We start from the raw sequence: 23,152 nt of genomic DNA, 5'->3' as shown, positions 1-23,152 counted from the left end.
CGCTTCCCCCCGGCAACCACTGCCGTTGGCACTGCACCGCTGCGGTGAGCAGCGGTTCGACCCCGATGCGGCGGGTACCGCTACGGCGTCAGGTTCTTGAGGTGCACGCGGTGCGCCTCGGCGAGGACCGTCTCGGCGAGCGTGATCTCCGCCGCGGATCGCGCGGCATCCCACCCGAGCAGGGGCGCCAGGGTGTCGGCGAGTTCTGCGAGCAGCTCCCCGGTGACGAGTCCCCGGAAGGCGAGCGAGGTACGGCGGATCAGGACGTCGATCAGGTGGCCGACCTGCTCGTTCTCCACCATGTAGGCGAGTTCGCGCGTGCTCAGCTCCTGCGTGGAATTGAACACCCTGTCGGGGCCTTCCGTCAGGTATTCGATGACATCCGTCGCGCGTGTCCCGTAGCGGGTCAGGAGCACCCCGACACGCGCCTCGTCGACGCCGGGGCGCACGGCGTTCCTGATCCAGGCGCGCTCCGCGGCCTCGTCGGTCGGGAAGTCCTTGCCGCCACCGATCGCGACACCCGCGGTCGAGGCCTTGCGGGGCGCACCGAGGGCCGCCAGTGTCTCGTCCGTGAGGTGCTCGGACAGGGCGCGGAAGGTGGTCCACTTGCCGCCGACGAGGCTCAGCGTCGTCACCGTGCGGCCGCCGAGCGTCTCCTCGCGCTTCTCGATGCGGTAGTCCCGCGAGACGAAGCCGGGCTGGGTCTCGTCGTGCCGCGGCAGGGGCCGGACTCCGGAGAAGCTGTACACGATGTCGTCCTGCGAGACCCTGATGTCCGGGAAGACGTGGCCGATCAGTTCGAAGAAGTAATCGATCTCCTCGTCGGTGCACACCGCCTGCTCGTTGACGTCGACGTCGATGTCCGTGGTACCGACCAGGACGCGGTCACCCATGGGGTAGATCAGGACGATCCGGCCGTCGACGTGCTCGAAGAAGATCTCGGTACCGTTGCAGGCCCGGAGCAGCTCGGGGTGGTCCAGCACGATGTGCGAGCCCTTGGTGCCGCCCATGAAGCGGGTCTCGGTGCCGAGCGTGGCGTTGGTCCCGTCGGTCCACGCACCGGTGGCGTTGACGACGACGTCGGCCTGGAAGGTGAAGGTCCCACCCGTGAGCTCGTCGCGGAGCAGGACGCCGTCCTCGCCCGCACCGATGGCGCTGACGTAGTTGGCCGCTCGGGCCGCCGGATTGGCGAGCTTGCCGTCACGCAGGACGTCGAGGGTCAGACGCTCGGGGTTGTGCACCGAGGCGTCGAAGTAGGTTGCCGCGTACTTGATGTCCTTGCGGAGATCGGGCATGGCCGCAAGGGCCTTCTTGCGGCCCACGAACGAGTGGCGGGGTACGTTGCCGCCGTCACGCGAGAAGAAGTCGTACATGGTGAGGCCGGCCTTGATGAGCACGGCGCCCCGCTCGACCTGCTTGCCCTGGCGGTGGGTGAGGAAGCGCATCGGGGCGGAGAGGATCCCCGAGAACGTCGTGTAGATCGGGATGGTGGTCTGCAGGGGCTTCACGTAGTGAGGGGCGATGCGCATGAGGGCGTTGCGCTCGACGACGGACTCCCGGACCAGGCGGAACTCGCCGTTCTCGAGGTAGCGGATGCCGCCGTGGATCATGTGCGAGGACGCGCCGGAGGCGCCCTGGCAGTAGTCGCCGCGTTCGACGAGTGCGACGTCGATCCCCTGGAGCGCGAGGTCGCGGAAGGTTCCCACCCCGTTGATGCCGCCGCCGATGATCAGCACTTTGGCCCGGGGGTTGTCCCTGAGCTCCTGTACCACGTTGCGGGTCGATGTCGTCGTGCCTTCACCGTTGATCCGGTCGGCTGGAATGCTCAAGGTACTACTCCGTAACGTCAATGTCGGGATTGGTTACTGCACTTCTCATTGTTCGAGGAGTGGGAATAGCAGTCAACCGGATTGCACAAACGTGCAGCCTGCCGCACACTGGCCGGATGACGACGACGAGAGGCAGCGTCGAGCCGGAGGACGCGTCGGAGCGGTCGCAGGGATCGCGGGCCCGGGACGCCCTGCGGGCTGCGCAGATGTACTACCTCCAGGACCTGACCATGAATGCGATCGCCCGGGAACTGCGCACGTCGCGCTCCACCGTCTCGCGGCTGCTGTCCATGGCGCGGGAGAGGGGGCTGGTGCAGATCCAGGTCAACAATCCGGCCGACCGGGCGCCCGCCCTGGAGCAGCAGATCCGCCGCCGGTTCGGGGTCGAGGCACACGTGGTCCCCATAGCGGATTCGGTGAGCGACACCCAGGTGCTCGACCGCGTGGCGATCCAGGCCGCGAGGACCATCGGGCCGCTCGTGGACTCCAACGCGATCATCGGCGTCGCGTGGGGATCCACGCTCAGCGCGGTCAGCCACCATCTCACGCGCAAGCAGACCGACGACAGCACGATCGTCCAGCTCAACGGGGCAGGGAACACCCAGACCACCGGCATCACGTACGCGAGCGAGATCCTGCGCCGGTTCGGGCAGGCCTACGGGGCGCGCGTGGAGCAGTTCCCCGTGCCCGCCTTCTTCGACCACGCGGCGACGAAGACGGCGATGTGGGACGAGCGCAGTGTGCGCCGCATCCTCGATCTGCAGCGCCGCATGACCATGGCGATCTTCGGCGTCGGCTCCATCGCTGCGGGGGTGCCCAGCCACGTGTACAGCGGCGGGTACCTGGACCGCGAGGACCTCGACACCCTGGAGCGGGACGAGGTGGTCGGGGACGTGGCCACCATGTTCTTCCGCGCCGACGGCAGCCACCGGGACATCCTCCTGAACGGGCGCAGCACGGGACCGGACCTCGACGCGCTGAGCCGGGTCCGGCGGCGCATCTGCGTGGTCTCGGGCGAGTCGAAGATCGCCGGGCTGCGGGGGGCCCTCGCCGCCCGGCTCGCCACGGACCTCATCCTCGACGAGGGCTCCGCGCGCCGGCTGCTCCACGCCTGAAGCGCGGAGGACGCGCCCCTGCGGCGCAGCCGTCGGACCTGGCATGATCCGGTGCCCCGGCGGCTCCCGCGAGCGCGGACTCGGTAGAGTTCCCCCATGAACTCCTCCGTTCCCCGCGTGCCGCTCGCCGACGGCCGGTCGATCGACGTGATCGGCTACGGCGTCTACAAGGTGCCGCCGGAGGACACCGAGGGCCTCTGCTCGACGGCCCTCGACGTCGGGTACCGACTCCTCGACACGGCTGCGCTGTACGCCAACGAGGCGGGCGTCGGGGCCGCCGCGCGAACCTACCTGGAGGACGGCGGGCGCGAGGACCTCTTCATCACCTCGAAGGTGTGGAACGACGACCACGGGTACGACGCCACCCTGCGCGCCTTCGACGCGAGCCTGGAGCTGCTGGGGCTGGAGTACCTCGAGCTGTACCTCATCCATTGGCCCTGCCCCTCCCGGGGCCTCTACGTCGACTCCTGGCGGGCCCTCGAGCGGCTGCGGGCCGACGGGCGCGTCCGGTCCATCGGTGTCTCCAACTTCCAGCAGGACCACCTCGAGCGCCTGATCGCCGAAACGGGGGTCGTCCCGGTCCTCAACCAGGTGGAGCTCCACCCGTACCTGCAGCAGCGCGCGCTGCGCTCCTTCCACGAGGTGCACGGCATCGTGACGCAGGCCTGGAGTCCCCTCGGGCGCGGCAATGTCCTCACGGATCCGGTGATCGGGCGGATCGCCGCGGACATGGGACGGACGCCCGCGCAGGTGATCCTGCGGTGGCACCTGCAGCACGGCATCGCGACCATCCCGAAGGCCAGTTCGCGCGAGCGGATCAGCTCCAACCTGGACATCTTCGGATTCCTGCTCGACGACGGACAGGTCGCCGCACTCGACGGGCTGGACCGCGACCAGCGCTTCGGTTCCCACCCGGACCGGGTGGCCTGATGCGGCAGGCGATCGTCCGCTCCCTACCCTGGGAGGGCACCCTCCAGCGCGTCTGGGACCTGCCTGCGGTCGAAACGGCCGGCGCCCCGCCGGGCCCGCCGATCGTCATGGTCCACGGTTTCCGCGGCGACCACCACGGCCTGCTGCGCCTCGCGGAGGAACTCCCCGCGCACCGGATCCTCCTGCCGGACCTGCCCGGGTTCGGGCAGGGCGAGGAACTGCCCGGCACGCACGACGTCGGCACCTATGCCCGGTTCATCACCGACGTCGCACGACACCTCGCCCCCGGGCCCCGGGTGCTCCTCGGGCACTCGTTCGGCTCGATCATCGCCGCCGAGGCCGCAGCTCTCGCCCCGGACCTCGCGGCAGCCCTGGTGCTGGTCAATCCCATCAGCGCTCCCGCCCTCAAGGGCCCGAGCCGCGCCGCCTCCCGTGTCGCGGAGGCCTACTACCTGGCGGCGGACCGGCTGCCCGAGGCCGCGGGTCGCGCGCTCCTCTCGCATCCCGCGATCGTCCGCTGCATGAGCATCTTCATGGCCAAGACGACGGACCGCGGGCTCCGCCGCTGGATCCACGACCAGCACCGCGCCTACTTCAGCTCCTTCGCCAGTCGGCGGGTGGTGCTCGAGGCGTTCCGCGCCTCCATCTCCGGGACCGTCCGGGACCGCGCCCGCGGGCTGCGGATGCCCGTGCTGCTCGTCGCCGCCGAGAAGGACGACATCGGCTCGGTCCAGAGCCAGCGGGAGCTCGCGGCCCTCATCCCGTCGGCGACCCTCGAGATCCTGCCCGCCGTCGGCCACCTCGTCCACTACGAGAAGCCGCGCGAGGCGGCGCTCCTGATCGAGACCTTCCTGGAGACCGTGCCCGCATGAGGATCCTGTTCGACGCCCGCTTCACCCGCATCGACCATCACGACGGCATCAGCCGGTACGGAGCGAGCCTCATCGCCGCGCTCGCCGGGACCGACGACGTCGTGATGCTCGTCAGCGACACCCGACAGCTCGCCCTCCTGCCGAAGGTCCCGCACGTGCTGGTCACCAGCCCGCTCTCTCCCGCCGAGGTGTTCATCGCCGCACGCCTCAACCGGCTGGAACCCGACGTCGTCGTCTGCCCGATGCAGACCATGGGCTCCTGGGGCCGCAGATACCCGCTGGTGCTCACGCTGCACGACCTCATCTACTACCAGAACCCCACCCCGCCGTCCTTCCTGCCGTTGCCGGTCAGGGCGCTGTGGCGGCTCTACCACCTCGCGTACTGGCCGCAGCGGCTCCTGCTGGACCGCGCCGACGTCGTCGCCACGATCTCCACGACGACGGCGGACCTGATGCGCCGCCACCGGCTGACCCACCGGCCCGTGATGATCGTCGGCAATGCCCCCCAGCCGGCGCGGCGTCACCGCGACCCCGTCGCCCCCCGGTCGGCGTCGCTGCTCTACATGGGCTCCTTCATGCCGTACAAGAACGTCGAGACGATCGTCCGCGCCATGGAGCACCTCCCCGCGCACACTCTGCACCTGCTGAGCAGGATCTCCCCCGCCCGTCGCTCGGAGCTCGGGGCCCTCGCGCCACCGGCAGGGCGCGTGGTGTTCCACGACGGCGTCACGGACGCCGAGTACGAGGACCTGCTCGGCGACTCCACGGCGCTCGTGACCCTCTCCAGGGCCGAGGGGTACGGCCTGCCGCTCATCGAGGCGATGGCTGCCGGCACGCCCGTCATCGCCAGCGACATCCCGATCTTCCGCGAGGTCGCCGGCGCAGCGGCCCTGTTCGTGGATCCTGACGACCCGGTAGCGCTCGCGGCAGCCGTCCGGTCCCTCGATGACGCAGGGCGCTGGGCGGAGGCCTCGCAGGCAGGGCTCGAGCGCGCGGCCGCGTACTCGTGGACGGATTCCGCCGACCAGCTCCGGGACGCCTGCCGCCGCGCCGTCGAGGAATTCGGGCGACGGCGGACGTCGCGGCTGTCGCGCACGAGGGCGCGCCTGCGGTCCGGCGCATGAGAGCACGCATGAGTCGTTGCGCCCGCGACGGTGCCGTCGCGGGACGTGCCGGAAGGATGGGCCCATGACCGATCTCCAGTGCCCGGCCACGGCGATCCTCCTTGCCGCAGGGGCCGAACCACCCGCCTGGCTGGCGCGCCACAGGATCGCCGCCACCGTCGACCTGACCGATCCCTGCGACGTCACGGCCGTCGTGGACGAGACCGCCGACGGGTTCCGGGGCGAGACGTTCGCCGTCACGGCGCCCTTGGAGGCCATCGCACTCGCCCTCCGCGGGTGGGGACTGCGGGGCGGGCCGCCGCTCGTGGTGGTCATCGACTCGGAGGGGTGGCGTCCGGCACCCTGACCGACGGGCCGGACAAAGCGGGCCGGATGAGCGGGCCGGGTGGGGCGGGCCGGATGCGGGCCGGATGCCGGCCGGCTACGGCCGCACGGAGGTCCACCCGCGGGCGTGGAGCTCCCCTATGCCGTCCAGCAGCAGGTCGAGGGCGAACTCGAACTCGAACTGGTCGTCGCAGCCGCCCCCGACGACGCCGTCGTCGTCATGTGCCGAGGCCATCGCGATCCGGAGGACGTTCGGGAACCGTCGGCCCAGTTCCTCGAGCTCCGCCGGCCCGGGCGACGCGGGTGCAGCCAGAGCGGTCCCGGGCCGGACGGCACCGGCGGAACCGGCCGCACCCGCTCCGGAGTCCGGGGCGTCGAAGAGTTCCTGGGTGAAGCCCCACATCCGGCTGCCCAGGGCGTGCATGACGTGGTGCGTCAGGTCGACGGAGAACCCCCGCTCGAGGAACATGCCGATGAACGAGTCGGTGTACGCGAGGACGGCCGGCGTCCTGGTGGTCCGCGTCTCGAGGACCTGGCGGGCCCACCGGTGGCGCCGGAGCACGGTCCGGGCCGAGAGTACCCGGCTCCGGACCACGGGCTTCCACTCCCGGCCCTCGATCGGTGCGTCGATCTCGGCCACGATCACGTCCACCATGCCGTCGAGCAGGTCCTCCTTGCCGGCGACGTGCTTGTAGAGCGCCATCGGGACCACCCCCAGGTCCTCGGCGAGCGTCCGCATGCTCAGCCGGCCCACGCCCTGCCTGTCCGCCAGGGCCACGGCGGCGGTGAGCACCGCCCCCCTGTCCAACCGCGTCCGCGGCGCTGCTCCGCGTGCTGCCACGGGTGACTCCCTTCCCGGTTCCCCGACGCCACCCCTTGACGGGTGTACGCCGTACACCTATGGTGAGGCGCAAGAAGTGTACGCCGTACACTCTACGCCCGTCCGGCGCCGCTTCCCCCGGCACCGGGCCCGCGACAGCAGAGGAAGGCAGGACGGCTGTGACGACGACTCCCCCTTCGCCGAAGACCGTGACTCCGCGACGGCGCCGGCTCCCGGGCCGGCCGTCCTGGCTGGTACCGGTCGGCCTGATCCTGCTCAGCCTCATTCCCGTCCTCGCCGGCGCCGCGCGTCTCACGGAACTGGGCGGCGGGGCAGAGGTCACGGCGCGCAATGCGCGCTTCGTGGCGGTCCCCGTCCCCGTGGTCCTGCACATCCTCGGCGCCACGCTCTACACGGTGCTGGGAGCCTTCCAGTTCCTCCCGTCCCTGCGGCGCGGCCGTCGGACCTGGCACAGGATGGCCGGCAGGATCCTGTTTCCCGCCGGGCTCGCGGCGGCCCTGTCGGGCCTGTGGATGGCCCTGTTCTACGAACTCCCGCCGAGTGACGGCGGGCTCCTGCTCGCCTTCCGGCTCCTCTTCGGGATCGGTATGGCCGTCAGCCTCCTCCTGGGCGTCCGCGCCGTGCTGCGCGGCGACATCGGCGCCCATGGTGCGTGGATGACCCGCGCCTACGCGATCGGCGCCGGGGCGGGGACCCAGGCCCTGATCCTCATCGTCCCGGAGCTCCTCGGCAGTCCGCCCGGCGTGACACCGAGGGCCCTGCTGATGGGTGCCGGCTGGGCGATCAACCTGGGCGTGGCGGAGGTCGTCATCCGGCGGCGAGGACGGTCCCGGGCTGCCCGCCGGCCCGCGGGCGCTCCGCCGCGCCTCGGGGTGTCACGGTTTCCCCGCTAGAGGACGTCGAATGCGTCGAGCCGGAGGTGGACCGGCTCGCCGGTCCGCTTGGCGGACAGCACCGCCCGGCGGGCGCGCAGCTGCCGCGTGATGCCGGCGGCCGCACGGTAGGAGAAGAACAGCAGGACGCGATGGCTCCCCTGGCCCGCCAGCGCATCCGGCGGGGGCGGGGAGCGGTCGGCGCCGCGCTTCGGATCGGCGAGGGCACGGGCGGCGAGCACGGCGTCGCGGCGGACGTCCGGCGGCACCGGCGCGGGACCGACGACGCGGGTGGCGCCCTCGAGCTCGAGTCCGTCGAGGAAGTGGGTGAGCGCTTCGCGGGTGCCGGTGAGCACGGCGTACCGGACGGCGGGCGGAAGCCCGAGTTCGTGCCGCTCGGCCAGCTCGCGGGACGCGGCCCCCGTGGGATCCCACCGGACGAGGTGGCCCACCGCGACGTCGTCGTCGCCCGTGATCACGACCGTCCCTCCCGCGGTGGAGGGACGCGCGAGGATGGCCGCGGAGAACCAGCGGCGGAGGGCGTCCTCCCCGGCGCGCAGGGACTCCCGGCTGAGCAGGGCGTTGCCGTCGAGGAGGACGACGGCGGCGTATCCTCCTGCGGCCACCGGCTCGGCGCCCGGGGTGGCGACGACGACGGCGGGGACGTCACGGACGGCGTCGACGATGTGCTCGCCGGCGGAGGAGATGACCGGCACGCCGGGGAACGCCCGTCCGAGTTCCTCGGCCGTCCGGGTGGCGCCCGCGACGGTGGCTCGCATCCGGGTGCCGCCGCATTCCGGGCAGGCCCAGTGGTTGTCGGGGCGCCCGCACCACCGGCAGGCCGGTGGTGCGTGCCGCCCGGGTTGCGCCAGCGGACCGGCGCACGCCGTGCAGCGAGCGGCGTGGCGGCAGCGGTCGCAGGCCAGGGCCGGGGAGAAGCCCGTGCGGGCGACCTGCAGGAGGACGGGGCCGGTCCTCAGGCCCGCCTGAGCCGCGGCCCAGGCGGCGTGGGGGATCCGGGCCTGGGCGGCCAGCGGGTCCCGCTCCATCTGGTACGCATCGGCGGCGTGGAGGACGCGGGGCGTCGAGCGCCGCACCTCGGTGCGGTCCGCCTGGATGGCGTGCGCCCAGCCCGTGTCGACGAGGCGCTGGGCCTCGGTGGAGCGGGCGAAGGAGGAGAGCAGCATCGCCGTCCCTTCCTGCTCGGCACGCAGCAGCAGGACGTCGCGGACGTGCTGGTACGGCGCGCGCTGCTCGACGTGCTGGTCGTCGCCGTCGTCCCAGAGGCAGACGAGCCCGAGGTTCCGGACGGGCGCGTAGGCGGCGGAGCGCGTGCCCACGGCCACGGTCGCGGCCCCGCGGAGGACGCGGAGGAAGTTTCGGTACCGCGGCGTGGCGCCGTCCTCGCCCGTCAGCCGGGCCACCGCCGGGGCGCCGAGCCGGGCCACGAGGGCCGCCTCCACACGGGCGAGGTCCCGCTGGTCGGGGACGACGACGACCGCTCCCCTGCCCGAGGACACGGCAGCGGCGACGGCGTCGGCGATCTCCTCCTGCCACGCCGCGGGACCGTACCCGCCGAGGCTCGTCAGGACGGCGCGGGGCGACTCGCCGGAGCGGAGGTGCTGCAGGTAGGAGAGGCCGTTCGGGTAGCGCCGGAAGCCGCCGGAGGACGGCCGTCCCACGGCGACCGGCAGCATGCCCGCCGGGGCACCGGGGTCGGCCCCGCCGGCGATGGCCTCGGAGGACTCCGGGACGGCCTCCCCGGCAGCGGACGGTACGCCGAACTCGTCCTCGACCCGTGCCATGCGCGGGGGGACGGCCGAGCGCAGGACGTCGCTGACGGTGCCGACCGACCGCGCGGCGACCGCCGTCGCGAGGGCGAGCACCTCGGGGGTGAGGACCTGCTGGGGGGAGACGACCTTCGCGAGCGGCAGGAGCGACGCCGTCGTGCTGGCCTCCGCCACCCGCTCGGCGAGGAAGCCCGCATGCTCGCGCCCGGCGAACCGCACCTTCACGCGCACGCCGGGCTGCGCCTCGGCGTCCATGTCGGCGGGGACCACATAGTCGAAGAACCGGTCGAGGTGAGGGAGCTGAGCGTCCAGGATCACCCGGGCGATGGGCAGCGACGATGCGCGCTCCGGATCGGCGTGCGGCAGTCTGGCGGCTCCGAAACCGTGCAGCAGCGACAGCTGGCCGTCCGTGACGTCAGGCAGGCGGGTGTGCGTCATGGTGCTCCGGCCGCGTCGGCGGCCGCCCCCTCCCGTCAGACGTTGAAGTAACTCCTGAGCTTGTCCACGCGGTCGAGGCGCTCCCAGGTGAAGTCGTCCTCCTCGCGGCCGAAGTGACCGTGCGCGGCGGTGCGCTGGTAGATCGGGCGCTTGAGGTCGAGCGCGTTGATGATGCCGAGAGGCCGCAGGTCGAAGATCTCGCGGATGGCGGCGCCGATCCTCAGCGGGTCCACGGTCTCGGTGCCGAAGGTCTCGACGTAGATGCCCACGGGCTGCGCCATGCCGATGGCGTAGGCGATCTGGATCTCGGCCCGGCGGGCGAGGCCGGCCGCGACCACGTTCTTCGCGACCCAGCGCATCGCGTAGGCCGCGGAGCGGTCCACCTTCGAGGGGTCCTTGCCGCTGAACGCCCCGCCGCCGTGGCGGGCCATGCCGCCGTAGGTGTCGACGATGATCTTGCGGCCGGTCAGCCCGGCGTCCCCCACGGGGCCTCCGATGACGAAGGCGCCGCCGGGGTTGAGGATGTGGCGGACAGAGGACGCGTCGAGGTCGGAGTCGGCCAGGACCGGCGTGACCACGTGCTCGACGAGGTCGGCCCGCAGGTCGTCGAGGGACACCTCGGCGGAGTGCTGGGAGGAGATGACCACGGAGTCGATCGAGACGGGGCGGTCGCCGTCGTACCCGACGGTGACCTGGGTCTTGCCGTCCGGGCGGAGGTACGGGAGGGTGCCGTCCTTGCGCACGGCCGTCAGGCGCTCGGACAGGCGGTGCGAGAGCCAGATGGGGGCGGGCATGAAGACGGAGGTCTCGTCGCTCGCATAGCCGAACATGATGCCCTGGTCCCCCGCGCCCTGGGCGTCGTAGGGGTCGACGCTCGTCCCCTCCCGCTTCTCGAGCGAGGTGAACACACCGGAGGCGATCTCGGCGCTCTGCTGCCCGATCGACACGGACACGCCGCAGCGGGCGCCGTCGAAGCCGTTGGCGGAGGAGTCGTAGCCGATGCCGAGGATGGTGGTGCGGACGATCTCGGGGATCTCGACGTAGGCCTCGGTGGTGACCTCGCCGGCGACGTGCACGAGGCCCGTGGTCACCAGGGTCTCGACGGCCACGCGTGAATCCGGGTCCTGCTCGAGCAGTCCGTCGAGGATGGCGTCGCTGATCTGGTCGCAGATCTTGTCCGGATGGCCCTCGGTCACCGATTCCGACGTGAAGAGGCGCAGGGGGGAATCGATGCTGGGAGAATTCACGTGCTCACTCTACTTGGTCGGAGGGACAGTCCCGCTCGAGGGGATCAGTGGCGTCGGCCGGACAGCAGCCGCGCGGCATGGCCGATCACGGCGTCGGCGACGGCCCGCTTGGAGCCGCGGATCGCCGCGGATTCGCCGCCGTCCGCGTCGAGGATGGTCACCTCGTTCGAGTCCTGGCCGAACACGCGGTCGGAGCCGACGACGTTGAGCACCAGGAAGTCGCAGCCCTTCCGGGCGAGCTTCGCGCGGGCGTGGGTGAGGGGGTCGGCCGTGGCGTCGCCCGTCTCGGCCGCGAAGCCGGCGATGACGACCGGCTGCGCACGGGCATCGCGGGCGAGCACGGCCTCGCGGAGCACGTCCGGGGTGCGGACGAGGGTGATGACGGGGTCCGTCCCGTCGTCGCCCTTCTTGATCTTGGCGGTGGCCTGCTCCGCGGGCCGGAAGTCGGCGACGGCTGCGGCCATGACCAGCAGGTCCGTGGTGGGGAGCGCCTCGAGGACGGCGTCGCGCAGCTCGAGCGCGGACTCGACGCGCACGACGTCGCACCCCGCGGGCGGGGCGACGTCGGCGTGGGCGAGGACGAGGGTCACGTGCGCACCCTGGGCGAGGGCCGCCTCGGCCAGGGCCATGCCCTGCTTGCCCGAGGACCGGTTCCCCAGGAACCGGACGGGGTCGAGGGCTTCGCGCGTGCCGCCGGCGGAGATGGTGACGTGCCTGCCCTGCAGGCTGCCGCCGTCCCCGGATCCCGCGACGACGGCCAGGGCCGCCGCGAGGATGTCGGCCGGCTCGGGGAGCCTGCCGGGCCCGGAATCGGCGCCGGTGAGGCGACCGGACGCGGGCTCGATGACGGTGACGCCGCGGGAGCGGAGCGTCTCGACGTTCGCGCGGGTCGCGGCGTGCTGCCACATCTCGGTGTGCATCGCGGGCGCCATGACCACGGGACCGCGCGCCATCAGCAGGGTGCCGGTCAGGAGATCGTTCGCGAGCCCGGCTGCGGCCCGCGCGAGGACGTCGGCGGTGGCCGGCGCGACGACGACGAGGTCGGCCTCGTGGCCGAGGCGCACGTGGTTGACCCTGTCGACGTCGTCCCAGACGCTGTTGCTCACGGGGTGGCCGGAGAGCGCTTCCCAGGTGGCGGTCCCGACGAAGCGGGTGGCGGCGTCGGTGGGGATGACCGTGACGTCATGGCCCGACTCCGTGAAAAGACGGAGGAGGGATGCGGCCTTGTAGGCCGCGATCCCTCCTCCGACACCGAGGACGACGCGCACTGGCTGTCCGTGCTCCGGGCGGCCGGGACTACTCGGACTGTTCCATGGGCGATGAGACGAGCATGCCCTCGTTGATCTCGCGCAGGGCGATGGAGAGCGGCTTCTCGTTCAGGCGGGTGTCGACGAGCGGACCGACGTACTCGAAGAGGCCCTCGTGGAGCTGCGAGTAGTACGCGTTGATCTGGCGGGCGCGCTTGGCGCCGTAGATCACGAGGGCGTACTTCGAGTCCGAGGCCTCCAGCAGAGAATCGATCGGCGGGTTGATGATGCCTTCGGGCTGAGTTGACACAGAATTCTCCAAAAAAGATAAGGCGGGACCGGCCGGGGAGGCGCTCCTCAGCGCTGCAGCGGACGCAGTCCCATCAGTGATACGAGCTCGTCTGCCGCATGCTCCACGGTGTCGTTGACGACGGTGTGGTTGAATTCCGGCTCGGCGGCAAGTTCCAGTTTAGCGGTTTCCAGCCGCTGCTGCTGTTCCTCGGGCGTTTCGGTGCCGCGCCCCACGAGCCGGCGCACCATTTCGTCCCAGCTGGGAGGCGCGAGGAACACGAAGTTCGCCTCCGGCATGGACTCCTTCACCTTGCGCGCGCCCTGCAGGTCGATCTCCAGGAGTACGGTCCTGCCCTCGTCCATGGCGGCCTGGACGGTGCGCCGGAGCGTGCCGTAGCGGTTGCGGCCGTGGACCACGGCCCATTCCAGCAGCTGCTCGTCGGCGACGAGCCGGTCGAACTCGTCCGGGGAGACGAAGAAGTAGTGCACGCCGTCGACCTCCCCCGGCCGCGGCGGCCGCGTGGTCGCCGACACGGAGAGCCACACCTCGGGGTAGTTGTCGCGGATGTAGGTCGAGACTGTTCCCTTGCCGACCGCCGTCGGGCCGGCCAGGACTGTCAACCGGGGCTGTGACACTACCGCTTCCTTACTTTCTGGCCGAGCCAGACTGGTGTTGTTCGAGATACGTGACGAGGGCCTTGCGCTGGTGGATGCCGAGACCGCGCACGCGGCGCGTCCCCGCGATGCCCACCTCCGCCATGATGGCGGCCGCCCGCACGTCTCCGACGCCGGGCAGGGCCTTGAGGAGGTCGAGGACCTTGAGGCGGCCCACGGCGTCGTCGCCGGCGGGATTCCCGATCACGTCGGCCACCGAAAGCTTACCGGTCCTCAGCCGGGCCTTGATGTCCGCCCGCACCGCGCGCGCCGCCGTCGCCTTCTCGCGTGCCTGCGTCCGTTCGGCATCCGTCAATGGCTTCAGGCTCATTGCTGCTCCCTACGCTGGGCGGCACCACGGGTGGCGGCGACCGCTCGTCGTGCGGCTGGGTCCGGTGGGTCGACGGACACGCGTCCGCGTCATCGCGGCCCGTGGGGCCGGCCGGGAGGTCCGGTGGAACGAACCTACCGGGCGCCCGCCCCCGAAATCAATGCGGGTCAGCGCTCAGGCGAGGCCGTCGCGCGTCCGCTCCGCTTCCGCCCGCAGCGCCGCGGCGTCCGGTCCCGCGGCGAGGACGGCCCGACTGGAGGTCGGCAGGACGAACGGCAGGGCCGCGCCGAACGCGGCCTGCAGCTCGCGGCGCCCGGCGCCCTGGGCCCCCACCCCGGGGGCGAGGACGGGCCCGTTGAGGGAGGGCAGGTCGAGGCCGAGCCGCTGTGCGGCGTCGCCGATGGTCGCTCCGACCACCAGCCCCACGTGGCCCGGTCGGGGGCCCGCGTTCTCCGCGGCGGCGGCGTGGGCGATCGATCGCGCGACCGACGCGTCCCCGCCCGCGTGCTGCACCGAGCGGCCTTCGGGATTGGACGTCAGCGCGAGGACGAACACCCCCCGGCCCGTTGCGGCGGCCAGGTCGAGGGCGGGCCGGAGGGACTCGTACCCGAGATACGGATTCAGGGTGACGGCGTCCGCGGCCAGCGGCCGGCCCTCCCCCAGCCACGCCTCGGCGTAGGCCTGCATGGTGGACCCGATGTCCCCGCGTTTCGCGTCCGCGATGGTCAGGACCCCGGCGTCGGCGGCGCGGGCCAGCAGCGTCTCGAGGACCGCGAGCCCGCGGGAGCCGTGCCGCTCGTAGAGCGCTACCTGCGGCTTGAGGGCCGCGGCGACCGGCCCGACGGCGTCGAGCACCGTGAGGGAGAACCGCTCGAGGCCCGCCGGGGAGTCCTCCAGTCCCCACGCGCCCAGCAGCCCGGGATGCGGGTCGATGCCGACACAGAGGCTTCCCCGGGCCGCCCGGGCCGCCGCGAGCCGCTCCCCGAAGGGCGCACGGGCCGCAGCGGCGCCCGCCTCAGGAGGCATCGCGGGCCGCGGTCGACGCCCGGAGGTTCGCCGCGTGCTCCTGCAGGCTCGTCACCGACCACTCGTAGGAGCGCATGGCCTCGATCGCCTGCACGGCCGCCCCCACCTCGGGGATCGTCGTGATGACCGGGAGTCCGTAGGACGTGGCGGCGGCGCGGATCTCGTAGCCGTCACCGCGCGCCTGCCCGCCCGACGGCGTGTTGATGATCATGTCGATGCCGCCCTCGGTGATGAGGTCGACGACGGTGCCCTCGCCGTGGGCTCCGGCACCTTCGGCGACCTTGCGGACCGTGGTCGCCGTGATGCCGTTGCGCCGCAGGACGTCCGCCGTGCCGCCCGTGGACACGATCTCGAAGCCGAGGTCCACGAGCCGCTTGACGGGCATGACGATGGCGCGCTTGTCGCGGTTGGCGACGGACACGAAGACCTTGCCCTGCACCGGCAGGGCGGCGTTCGCCGCGGCCTGGCTCTTGGCGAAGGCCGTGTCGAAGTACTTGTCGATGCCCATCACCTCGCCGGTGGAGCGCATCTCGGGGCCGAGCAGGGAGTCGACCACCGTGCCCTCCGGCGTGCGGAAGCGGCTGAAGGGCAGCACGGCCTCCTTGACGGAGACCGGCGCGTCCAGCGGCAGGGAGCCGCCGTCGCCCTGCGCCGGCAGCAGCCCGCGCTCGCGCAGTTCGGGGACGGTGACCCCGGTGCCGATCAGGGCGGCGCCCTTGGCCAGCTGCACGCCGGTGGCCTTGGAGACGAACGGGACGGTCCTCGACGCGCGCGGGTTCGCCTCGAGGACGTACAGGACGTCGGAGGCCAGCGCGAACTGGATGTTGATCAGTCCCCGCACGCCGACGCCCTCGGCGATGGCGAGCGTCGCCTCACGCACGCGCTGCAGGACATCGGCGCCGAGCGTGATGGGGGGCAGGACGCACGCGGAGTCGCCGGAGTGGATGCCGGCCTCCTCGATGTGCTCCATGATCCCGCCGAGGTACATCTCCGTGCCGTCGTACAGGGCGTCGACGTCGATCTCGATGGCGTCCTCGAGGAAACGGTCGATCAGCACGGGGTGCGCCTCGGTGATCTCCGTGGCGTTGGTGATGTAGCGGGACAGGTTCGCCTCGTCGTAGACGATCTCCATGCCGCGGCCGCCGAGGACGTAGGACGGGCGGACCAGCACGGGGTACCCGATGGCGTCGGCGATCCTCTTCGCGTCCTCGAAGGACACGGCGGTGCCGTTCTTCGGGGCGATGAGCCCGCCGGCGTCGAGCACGCGGCTGAACGCCCCGCGGTGCTCGGCGAGATCGATGGCCTCCGGCGAGGTGCCGAGGATGGGGATCCCGGCGTCGGCGAGTTCCTGGGCGAGCTTCAGCGGCGTCTGGCCGCCGAGCTGGACGAAGACGCCGAGCACCCCGCCGGTGCGCCGCTCGGCGGCGATGACCTCGAGGACGTCCTCGAGGGTCAGCGGCTCGAAGTACAGGCGCGTGGAGATGTCGTAGTCCGTGGAGACCGTCTCGGGGTTGCAGTTGATCATGACCGTCTCGTAGCCGGCCTCCCGCAGCACCATCGTGGCGTGGACGCACGAGTAGTCGAACTCGATGCCCTGGCCGATCCGGTTGGGCCCGGAGCCGAGGATGATCACCGACGGCTTCTCGTGCTGCGCCACCTCGTCCTCCTCGTCGTAGGACGAGTAGTGATAGGGCGTGTAGGCCGCGAACTCGGCCGCGCACGTGTCCACGGTCTTGAAGACGGGTCGGATGCCGAGCGCGTGCCGGACCCCGCGCACGACGGCCTCGGGCGTGGAGGTGAGCGAACCGATCTGCTCGTCGGAGAACCCGTGGCGTTTGGCGTGCCGCAGTACGTCCTCCGTCAGGTCCGGTGCCGACCGCACCTCCTCCGCGATCTCGGTCAGGAGCACGAGCTGGTCGAGGAACCACGGGTCGATGCCCGTGGCCTCGTACAGCCGCTCCACCGTGGCGCCGCCGAGCAGGGCGCGCTGCACCTGCGAGAGGCGCTCGGTGGTGGGCCGCCCGGCCGCGTCGACGAGGGCGTCGACGTCCCCGGCGGGGACCGGCGCGAAGGAGAACTGGGAGCCCTTCTGCTCGAGGGAGCGGAGCGCCTTCTGCAGGGCCTCCGTGAAGTTGCGGCCCATCGCCATGGCCTCGCCCACGGACTTCATGGTGGTGGTGAGCGTGGGGTCCGCGGCGGGGAACTTCTCGAACGCGAACCGGGGCACCTTGACCACCACGTAGTCGAGGGTCGGTTCGAAGGACGCCGGGGTCTTCAGCGTGATGTCGTTGGGGATCTCGTCGAGCGTGTAGCCGAGGGAGAGCTTCGTCGCGATCTTGGCGATGGCGAACCCGGTGGCCTTCGACGCGAGGGCGGAGGACCGCGAGACGCGCGGGTTCATCTCGATGACGACGACGCGGCCGGTGTCGGGTTCGATGGCGAACTGGATGTTGCAGCCGCCCGTGTCGACGCCGACCTCGCGGATGACGGCGATCGAGATGTCCCGCAGGCGCTGGTACTCGCGGTCGGTGAGCGTCAGGGCGGGAGCCACGGTGATGGAGTCGCCGGTGTGCACGCCCACGGGATCGACGTTCTCGATGGAGCACACGACCACGACGTTGTCGTTCCGGTCGCGCATCATCTCGAGCTCGTACTCCTTCCACCCGAGGATGCTCTCCTCGAGGAGGACCTCGCTCGTGGGGCTGTACTGCAGGCCCTGGCCGACGATCCGGCGGAGGTCCTGCTCGGTGTACGCGAGGCCGGAGCCGAGGCCGCCCATCGTGAAGGACGGCCGCACCACCATCGGGTAGCCGAGGTCCTCGGCGGCGGCCAGGGCCTCGTCGATCGTGTGGATGATCGACGACCTGGCGGATTCGGCACCGCAGCGCGCGACGACGCCCTTGAACTTCTCGCGGTCCTCACCGAGCTCGATGGCAGCGATGTTCGCGCCGATGAGCTCGACGCCGTACCTGTCGAGGACGCCGTTCTTGTCGAGGGCGATCGCGGTGTTCAGCGCCGTCTGGCCGCCGAGGGTGGGCAGCAGGGCGTCGGGGCGTTCCTTCGCGATGATCTTCTCGACGACGTCGGGGGTGATCGGCTCCACGTACGTGGCGTCGGCGAACTCGGGGTCGGTCATGATCGTGGCCGGGTTGGAGTTCACGAGGATGACGCGCAGGCCCTCCTCCCGCAGGACGCGCAGCGCCTGCGTGCCCGAGTAGTCGAATTCGGCGGCCTGCCCGATGACGATCGGCCCGGAGCCGATCACGAGCACGCTCTTGAGGTCGGTTCTGCGGGGCATCAGTTCTCTTCCTGGGTCGTGCTGTCAGAGCCGGGCAGGGCGCCCGCGCGGTCCTTCTCGGCCCGCATCAGGTCGATGAAGCGGTCGAAGAGGTATGCGGAGTCGTGCGGTCCGGCCGCCGCCTCGGGGTGGTACTGGACGGAGAAGGCCGGGAGGTCCAGGCACGCCAGACCTTCGACGACGTCGTCGTTGAGGGACACGTGGCTCACCTCGACGCGGCCGAAGCCGCCTGCGGGTGCCTCGACGGGGCCGTCCAGCGGGGCGTCGACGGCGAACCCGTGGTTCTGCGAGGTGATCTCGACCTTGCCGGTCCGGCGGTCCATCACCGGCTGGTTGATCCCCCGGTGGCCGTACCGGAGCTTGTAGGTGCCGAACCCGAGCGCTCGGCCCAGGATCTGGTTGCCGAAGCAGATGCCGAAGAACGGCACGCGGGCGTCGAGGACGCGGCGGAGGAGCTCCACCTGGGCGTCGGCGGTGGCGGGGTCGCCGGGCCCGTTGGACATGAAGACGCCGTCCGGGCCGGCGGCCAGGACGTCCTCGAACGAGGCCCCGGCGGGCAGGACGACGGTGCGGACGCCACGCTGGGCGAAGTGCCTCGGCGTCATCGCCTTGATGCCGAGGTCCAGGGCCGCGACGGTGGCCACGGTGTCGCCGGTCCAGCCGTGGTCCGCGGGTTCGACGACGTACGCCTCGTCGACGCTGACCTCCTCGGCGAGCCGCGACCCCACCATCGACGGCTGGGCGACGACCAGCTCGACGAGCCGCTCCCCGGGCAGCTCGGCGTCGGCCCCGGAGAAGATCCCGGCGCGCATGGCGCCGCGCTCGCGGAGGTGCCGGGTGACGGCGCGCGTGTCGACGCCCTCGATGCCGACGATCCCCTGCTCGCGCAGCTGGTCGTCGAGGCTCTGCTCGGAGCGCCAGTTGGACGGACGGCGTGCCGCATCGCGGATGATGTACCCGGCCACCCAGATGCGGCGCGACTCGGCGTCGGCGGCGTTCACCCCGGTGTTGCCGATGTGCGGCGCGGTCTGGACGACGAGCTGGCGGGCGTAGGACGGGTCCGTGATGGTCTCCTGGTACCCGGTCATCCCGGTGGCGAAGACGGCCTCGCCGAGCGTGGTGCCTTCGGCGCCGTAGGCGCGTCCTCGGAAGGTGCGGCCGTCCTCGAGGACGAGCACCGCGGGTGCGTGTCGGCGGACCGGTGATGGAGCGTGGCTCACAGGTGTTCCCTGCCTTCGGGGGTCGGTGGAGTGCGGTTGGCGGTGCCGGCGGTGCTGTCGGTGCCGGTGGTGGGAGCGGTGTCGGTGGTGGGGGCGGTGTCGGTGGTGGGGGCGGTGTCGGTGGTGGGGGCGGTGTCGGTGGTGGGGGCGGTGCCATGGTGCCCGGTGCGGGGCGGGACGAGCGCTGCGACGGCAGCCAGGAGCTGGGCCTTGTGCGCAGCGTGGCGGGTGCGGAACCCGGTGTCGACACCCTGGGCTCCCAGGCGCCAGGTGAGGATCACGAGGCCTTCCTTCTCGACGAACTTGCCCGTCATGCCGCTCGCGAGCTGCACAGAGGTCAGGTCCTCGCGGGGGATGAAGACGGTACGGGCCCCGGTGCGCGTGATCAGGACACCGTCCGGGTGGACGGATGCGACGGCGTTGCCGCGATGGCCCAGCCCGTGGACGGCGATGCGGTCGAGCCAGTCCCCCGCCGTCGTCGTCGCCACGTACTGTCCCTCGGCTTCGTAGAGGACGGGTCCCGGGTCCGCGGGCGGCCCGGGCGGCTCGGGGACGTCCGACTGGCGGCGCAGCCGGTTGCGCCAACCGAGCGCCATGAGCCCGACCACCAGGGCGATGATGCCGAGGGTCAGGACGACCCAGCCTAGAGATTCCATGCGGCTGCCCTTCCGGCGGCGGGCGTCGCGGACGCCGGGCGGGGTGTGGCGAGGCGGCCGTCGAGGACGGTGGGGTGCCCGGCGTAGAAGGTGGCCCGCACGCTGCCGGGCAAATCGAGGCCGCGGAACGGGCTGTTGCGGCCCTTCGTGGCCATCGTGGAAGGGTCCACGGTCCAGCGCGCTGCCGGATCGACGAGGATCAGGTTCGCGGGCTCCCCCGCGGCGAGGGGGCGGCCCTGGTGGACGAGCCGGCCGATCCGCGCCGGGCTGACCGAGGTGACGCGGGCGAAGCCCTCCCAGTCGAGCAGGCCGGTCTCCACCATGGTGTGCTGCACCACGGACAGGGCGGTCTCGAGGCCGGTCATGCCCATGGCGGCCTGCGCCCATTCGCACTCCTTGTGCTCGCTCGGGTGCGGGGCGTGGTCGGTGCCGACGACGTCGATCGTGCCGTCGGCGAGGGCCGCGCGCAGGGCGGAGACGTCGTCGGAGGTGCGGAGCGGCGGGTTGACCTTGTACACGGGATCGTAGCTGCGGACGAGGTCGTCGGTGAGGAGGAGGTGGTGCGGGGTGACCTCGGCGGTGACACGGATCCCGCGGGCCTTGGCCCACCGGATGATCTCCACCGACCCGGCCGTGGAGACGTGGCAGACGTGCAGGCGCGACCCGACGTGCTGGGCGAGGAGGACGTCGCGGGCGATGATGCTCTCCTCCGCGACGGCCGGCCAGCCGGCCAGGCCGAGCACCGCTGAAACCTCGCCCTCGTTCATCTGGGCGCCCTCGGTGAGGCGCGGTTCCTGCGCGTGCTGGGCGATGACGCCGTCGAAGGCCTTGACGTACTCGAGCGCGCGGCGCATGAGGACGGGGTCCGAGACGCAGATGCCGTCGTCGGAGAAGACGCGGACGGCTGCCCGGGATTCGGCCATGGCCCCGAGCTCGGCAAGGCGCTCGCCGCCCAGGCCCACGGTCACGGCCCCCACCGGGCGCACCTCCACCCAGCCGGAGGCCAGTCCGAGGCGGTACACCTGCTCGACGACGCCGGCCGTGTCCGCGACGGGCGAGCTGTTGGCCATGGCGTGCACGGCGGTGAACCCTCCCAGCGCGGCGGCACGTGACCCGGTCTCGACCGTCTCGGCGTCCTCCCGGCCGGGCTCGCGGAGGTGCGTGTGGAGGTCGACCATGCCGGGCAGGGCGATCAGGCCGTCGGCGTCGACGGTCCCGGCGTCCGCCGGGGCCTCGGCTGCCGCCTCCGCACCGACGGCGGCGATGATCCCGTCGCGGACGAGGATGTCCTGGGCGTCACCCCCGAGGATCGACGCTCCCCGGACGAGGTACGCCGTCGGGGTGGGGCCGGGTGTGCTGGTGCGGGTCGTCACGGGGTGCGGCCTTCCGGGATCGGGGCGGTGGAGTCGTCGTGCTCGTCGTGGTGGTCACCGTGCTGGCCCCCCGCGAGCAGCAGGTACAGCGCGGCCATGCGGACGGACACCCCGTTGCGGACCTGGGCGAGGACGGTGGAGCGGGGTGAGTCCGCGGCGGCGGAGGAGATCTCCAGGCCCCGGTTCATGGGACCGGGGTGCATGATCACGGTGTCGTCCAGTCCCATGGTGTCGAGCAGCGCGAGCCGTCCGTCGTCGAACCCCCAGCGCCGCGAGTACTCCCGCGTCGAGGGGAAGAACGCCGCGTTCATGCGCTCCGCCTGCAGGCGGAGCATCATGACGGCGTCGGGGCGCTGCGCGAGGGCGTCGTCGAGGTTGTAGTGGACCGTGCAGGGCCAGGACCCGACGCCGACGGGCAGGAGGGTGGGCGGACCGGCGAGGAGGACCTCCGCTCCGAGCGTGGTCAGCAGCCAGACGTTGGAGCGCGCCACCCGCGAGTGGAGGACGTCGCCGACGATCAGGACCTTCATCCCGGCGAGGGTGGCACCGGTGGAGGGCGTGCCCCCGATCCGAGCCCAGTGCCGGCGCAGCGTGAAGGCGTCCAGGAGGGCCTGGGTCGGGTGCTCGTGCGTCCCGTCCCCGGCGTTGACGACGGCGGCGTCGATCCAGCCCGACGCCGCGAGCCGGGCCGGTGCGCCGGACGCGGGGTGGCGGATGACCACGGCGTCCGCGCTCATCGCCTCGAGGGTCTGCGCGGTGTCCTTGAGCGACTCGCCCTTGGACACCGAGGAGCCCTTGGCCGCGAAGTTGATGACGTCGGCGGAGAGGCGCTTCGCGGCGGCCTCGAAGGAGATGCGGGTGCGGGTGGAGTCCTCGAAGAAGAGGTTCACCACGGTCCGGCCGCGCAGGGCGGGGAGCTTCTTGATCTCCCGTTCCCCCACCGCCGCCATCTCCTCGGCGACGTCCAGCAGGCGCAGGGCGTTCCTGGCGGAGAGGTCCTGCGTGCTGAGCAGGTGCTTCACGCGCGGTCCTCGATGACGACCTCGTTCACGGCGGAGCCGCCGATCAGGTCGGTCTCGGCGAGGTGGACGCGCACGCGCTCCCGGGACGACGTCGGCAGGTTCTTGCCCACGTGGTCGGCGCGGATGGGCAGTTCACGGTGCCCCCGGTCCACGAGGACCGCGAGGCGGACGGCGCGGGGCCTGCCGAGGTCGGCGAGGGCGTCGAGGGCCGCCCGGATGGTGCGCCCCGAGTAGAGGACGTCGTCGACGAGGACCACGACCTTGTCGTCGATGCCCGACGGCGGCAGCTGGGTCGCGAGGGGCGAGCGCGTGGGGTTCCGGCGGAGGTCGTCACGGTACATGGTGACGTCGAGCTGGCCGGTGATGAGGTCCGGGTCCACGGAGGAGTCGACGGATGCGATCTTCTGGGCCAGGCGCTGGGCCAGCGGGAAGCCCCTGCGGGGGATGCCGAGGAGCACGAGGTCACGGGAGCCCCGGTTCGCCTCGAGGATCTCGTGGGCGATACGCGTGAGAGCGCGGTCTATGTCTGCTGCTGCGAGAACAACGCGCTTGGTGATGCCGGATTCAGAAGCAGGCACGGTCATAACACGCTTCCTCCTTCCCCGCCTCACTGGACGGAACTTAAAGGGTGGTTGCGCAGTCAAAACTACCA

General features: G+C 71.9%; 21 protein-coding genes. 6 read left to right on the top strand and 15 right to left on the bottom strand.

Going from position 1 to position 23,152, the window contains the following annotated elements; genetic code table 11:
• Positions 1-80 precede the first annotated feature (80 nt).
• On the bottom strand, positions 81-1,829 hold the full coding sequence (locus ACX80P_RS01995; protein ID WP_459276347.1) for a glycerol-3-phosphate dehydrogenase/oxidase: 1,749 nt from the start codon (positions 1,827-1,829) through the stop codon (positions 81-83).
• 116 nt (positions 1,830-1,945) lie between these two features.
• Between ACX80P_RS01995 and ACX80P_RS01990 the strand changes: the two genes are divergently transcribed.
• From ACX80P_RS01990 to ACX80P_RS01970, 5 genes are all read left to right on the top strand, one after another.
• A complete protein-coding gene (locus tag ACX80P_RS01990) occupies positions 1,946-2,944 on the top strand; it encodes a sugar-binding transcriptional regulator (protein ID WP_459276346.1) in 999 nt (332 codons plus the stop codon).
• A gap of 96 nt (positions 2,945-3,040) precedes the next feature.
• The gene (locus tag ACX80P_RS01985) at positions 3,041-3,874 is read left to right on the top strand and encodes an aldo/keto reductase (RefSeq protein WP_459276345.1); all 834 of its coding nucleotides are present in this window, start codon (positions 3,041-3,043) and stop codon (positions 3,872-3,874) included.
• A complete protein-coding gene (locus tag ACX80P_RS01980; RefSeq protein WP_459276343.1) occupies positions 3,874-4,746 on the top strand; it encodes an alpha/beta fold hydrolase in 873 nt (290 codons plus the stop codon). The genes ACX80P_RS01985 and ACX80P_RS01980 overlap by 1 nt, the downstream gene beginning before the upstream one ends.
• Complete coding sequence (locus ACX80P_RS01975) at positions 4,743-5,870, top strand: glycosyltransferase family 4 protein (RefSeq protein WP_459276342.1); 1,128 nt, start codon at positions 4,743-4,745, stop codon at positions 5,868-5,870. The genes ACX80P_RS01980 and ACX80P_RS01975 overlap by 4 nt, the downstream gene beginning before the upstream one ends.
• 64 nt (positions 5,871-5,934) lie before the next feature.
• Positions 5,935-6,216, top strand: coding sequence for a hypothetical protein (locus tag ACX80P_RS01970; RefSeq protein ID WP_459276341.1), 282 nt, complete (start codon positions 5,935-5,937; stop codon positions 6,214-6,216).
• Positions 6,217-6,291: 75 nt separating this feature from the next.
• On the opposite strand, the gene ACX80P_RS01965 is transcribed toward ACX80P_RS01970, so the two are convergent.
• Positions 6,292-7,035: a TetR/AcrR family transcriptional regulator gene (locus tag ACX80P_RS01965; protein WP_459276340.1), complete on the bottom strand. Its 744-nt coding sequence runs from the start codon at positions 7,033-7,035 to the stop codon at positions 6,292-6,294.
• 158 nt (positions 7,036-7,193) lie between these two features.
• On the opposite strand from ACX80P_RS01965, the gene ACX80P_RS01960 reads away from it, so the two are divergent.
• A complete protein-coding gene (locus tag ACX80P_RS01960) occupies positions 7,194-7,928 on the top strand; it encodes a DUF2306 domain-containing protein (protein WP_459276338.1) in 735 nt (244 codons plus the stop codon).
• On the opposite strand, the gene ACX80P_RS01955 is transcribed toward ACX80P_RS01960, so the two are convergent.
• The 13 genes from ACX80P_RS01955 to pyrR form a co-directional block, all read right to left on the bottom strand.
• On the bottom strand, positions 7,925-10,135 hold the full coding sequence (locus tag ACX80P_RS01955; RefSeq protein WP_459276337.1) for a primosomal protein N': 2,211 nt from the start codon (positions 10,133-10,135) through the stop codon (positions 7,925-7,927). The two genes, ACX80P_RS01960 and ACX80P_RS01955, sit on opposite strands and share 4 nt — an antisense overlap.
• Positions 10,136-10,170: 35 nt before the next feature.
• Complete coding sequence (gene metK / locus ACX80P_RS01950) at positions 10,171-11,382, bottom strand: methionine adenosyltransferase (RefSeq protein ID WP_459276336.1); 1,212 nt, start codon at positions 11,380-11,382, stop codon at positions 10,171-10,173.
• A gap of 44 nt (positions 11,383-11,426) precedes the next feature.
• On the bottom strand, positions 11,427-12,650 hold the full coding sequence (gene coaBC / locus ACX80P_RS01945) for a bifunctional phosphopantothenoylcysteine decarboxylase/phosphopantothenate--cysteine ligase CoaBC (RefSeq protein ID WP_459276335.1): 1,224 nt from the start codon (positions 12,648-12,650) through the stop codon (positions 11,427-11,429).
• 28 nt (positions 12,651-12,678) lie between these two features.
• On the bottom strand, positions 12,679-12,939 hold the full coding sequence (gene rpoZ / locus ACX80P_RS01940; protein WP_043445516.1) for a DNA-directed RNA polymerase subunit omega: 261 nt from the start codon (positions 12,937-12,939) through the stop codon (positions 12,679-12,681).
• A gap of 47 nt (positions 12,940-12,986) precedes the next feature.
• Positions 12,987-13,556, bottom strand: a complete 570-nt coding sequence (gene gmk, locus ACX80P_RS01935) for a guanylate kinase (protein ID WP_459276334.1) — start codon at positions 13,554-13,556, stop codon at positions 12,987-12,989.
• Positions 13,557-13,566: 10 nt separating this feature from the next.
• Positions 13,567-13,905, bottom strand: coding sequence for an integration host factor, actinobacterial type (mihF, locus tag ACX80P_RS01930; RefSeq protein ID WP_459276333.1), 339 nt, complete (start codon positions 13,903-13,905; stop codon positions 13,567-13,569).
• A gap of 174 nt (positions 13,906-14,079) precedes the next feature.
• On the bottom strand, positions 14,080-14,931 hold the full coding sequence (pyrF, locus tag ACX80P_RS01925) for an orotidine-5'-phosphate decarboxylase (protein WP_459276332.1): 852 nt from the start codon (positions 14,929-14,931) through the stop codon (positions 14,080-14,082).
• Positions 14,921-18,229: a carbamoyl-phosphate synthase large subunit gene (gene carB, locus ACX80P_RS01920; RefSeq protein WP_459276331.1), complete on the bottom strand. Its 3,309-nt coding sequence runs from the start codon at positions 18,227-18,229 to the stop codon at positions 14,921-14,923. The genes pyrF and carB overlap by 11 nt, the downstream gene beginning before the upstream one ends.
• Positions 18,229-19,449, bottom strand: a complete 1,221-nt coding sequence (gene carA / locus ACX80P_RS01915) for a glutamine-hydrolyzing carbamoyl-phosphate synthase small subunit (RefSeq protein WP_459276330.1) — start codon at positions 19,447-19,449, stop codon at positions 18,229-18,231. The genes carB and carA overlap by 1 nt, the downstream gene beginning before the upstream one ends.
• Positions 19,446-20,105 (bottom strand): PH-like domain-containing protein, encoded by a 660-nt coding sequence (locus ACX80P_RS01910; RefSeq protein ID WP_459276329.1) that lies wholly within the window; start codon positions 20,103-20,105, stop codon positions 19,446-19,448. The genes carA and ACX80P_RS01910 overlap by 4 nt, the downstream gene beginning before the upstream one ends.
• Positions 20,093-21,478, bottom strand: a complete 1,386-nt coding sequence (locus ACX80P_RS01905; RefSeq protein WP_459276328.1) for a dihydroorotase — start codon at positions 21,476-21,478, stop codon at positions 20,093-20,095. The genes ACX80P_RS01910 and ACX80P_RS01905 overlap by 13 nt, the downstream gene beginning before the upstream one ends.
• The gene (locus ACX80P_RS01900) at positions 21,475-22,500 is read right to left on the bottom strand and encodes an aspartate carbamoyltransferase catalytic subunit (protein WP_459276327.1); all 1,026 of its coding nucleotides are present in this window, start codon (positions 22,498-22,500) and stop codon (positions 21,475-21,477) included. The genes ACX80P_RS01905 and ACX80P_RS01900 overlap by 4 nt, the downstream gene beginning before the upstream one ends.
• Entirely contained in the window at positions 22,497-23,084 is a 588-nt protein-coding gene (gene pyrR / locus ACX80P_RS01895; protein ID WP_459276326.1) for a bifunctional pyr operon transcriptional regulator/uracil phosphoribosyltransferase PyrR, read from the bottom strand. The genes ACX80P_RS01900 and pyrR overlap by 4 nt, the downstream gene beginning before the upstream one ends.
• Positions 23,085-23,152 lie beyond the last annotated feature (68 nt).

Source organism: Arthrobacter arabinosi (genome assembly GCF_054511115.1).
Note: the sequence above shows the minus strand (reverse complement) of the source record. Positions and strands in the feature narration are given on the sequence as shown.

What these genes read in the sequence shown, in the direction of transcription:
- ACX80P_RS01910 (WP_459276329.1), bottom strand. Translation starts at nt 20,105, where the DNA reads ATGGAATCTCTAGGCTGGGTCGTCCTGACCCTCGGCATCATCGCCCTG.
- ACX80P_RS01990 (WP_459276346.1), top strand. Translation starts at nt 1,946, where the DNA reads ATGACGACGACGAGAGGCAGCGTCGAGCCGGAGGACGCGTCGGAGCGG.
- carB (WP_459276331.1), bottom strand. Translation starts at nt 18,229, where the DNA reads ATGCCCCGCAGAACCGACCTCAAGAGCGTGCTCGTGATCGGCTCCGGG.
- mihF (WP_459276333.1), bottom strand. Translation starts at nt 13,905, where the DNA reads ATGAGCCTGAAGCCATTGACGGATGCCGAACGGACGCAGGCACGCGAG.
- ACX80P_RS01985 (WP_459276345.1), top strand. Translation starts at nt 3,041, where the DNA reads ATGAACTCCTCCGTTCCCCGCGTGCCGCTCGCCGACGGCCGGTCGATC.
- ACX80P_RS01955 (WP_459276337.1), bottom strand. Translation starts at nt 10,135, where the DNA reads ATGACGCACACCCGCCTGCCTGACGTCACGGACGGCCAGCTGTCGCTG.
- ACX80P_RS01970 (WP_459276341.1), top strand. Translation starts at nt 5,935, where the DNA reads ATGACCGATCTCCAGTGCCCGGCCACGGCGATCCTCCTTGCCGCAGGG.
- pyrR (WP_459276326.1), bottom strand. Translation starts at nt 23,084, where the DNA reads ATGACCGTGCCTGCTTCTGAATCCGGCATCACCAAGCGCGTTGTTCTC.
- ACX80P_RS01980 (WP_459276343.1), top strand. Translation starts at nt 3,874, where the DNA reads ATGCGGCAGGCGATCGTCCGCTCCCTACCCTGGGAGGGCACCCTCCAG.
- ACX80P_RS01975 (WP_459276342.1), top strand. Translation starts at nt 4,743, where the DNA reads ATGAGGATCCTGTTCGACGCCCGCTTCACCCGCATCGACCATCACGAC.
- pyrF (WP_459276332.1), bottom strand. Translation starts at nt 14,931, where the DNA reads ATGCCTCCTGAGGCGGGCGCCGCTGCGGCCCGTGCGCCCTTCGGGGAG.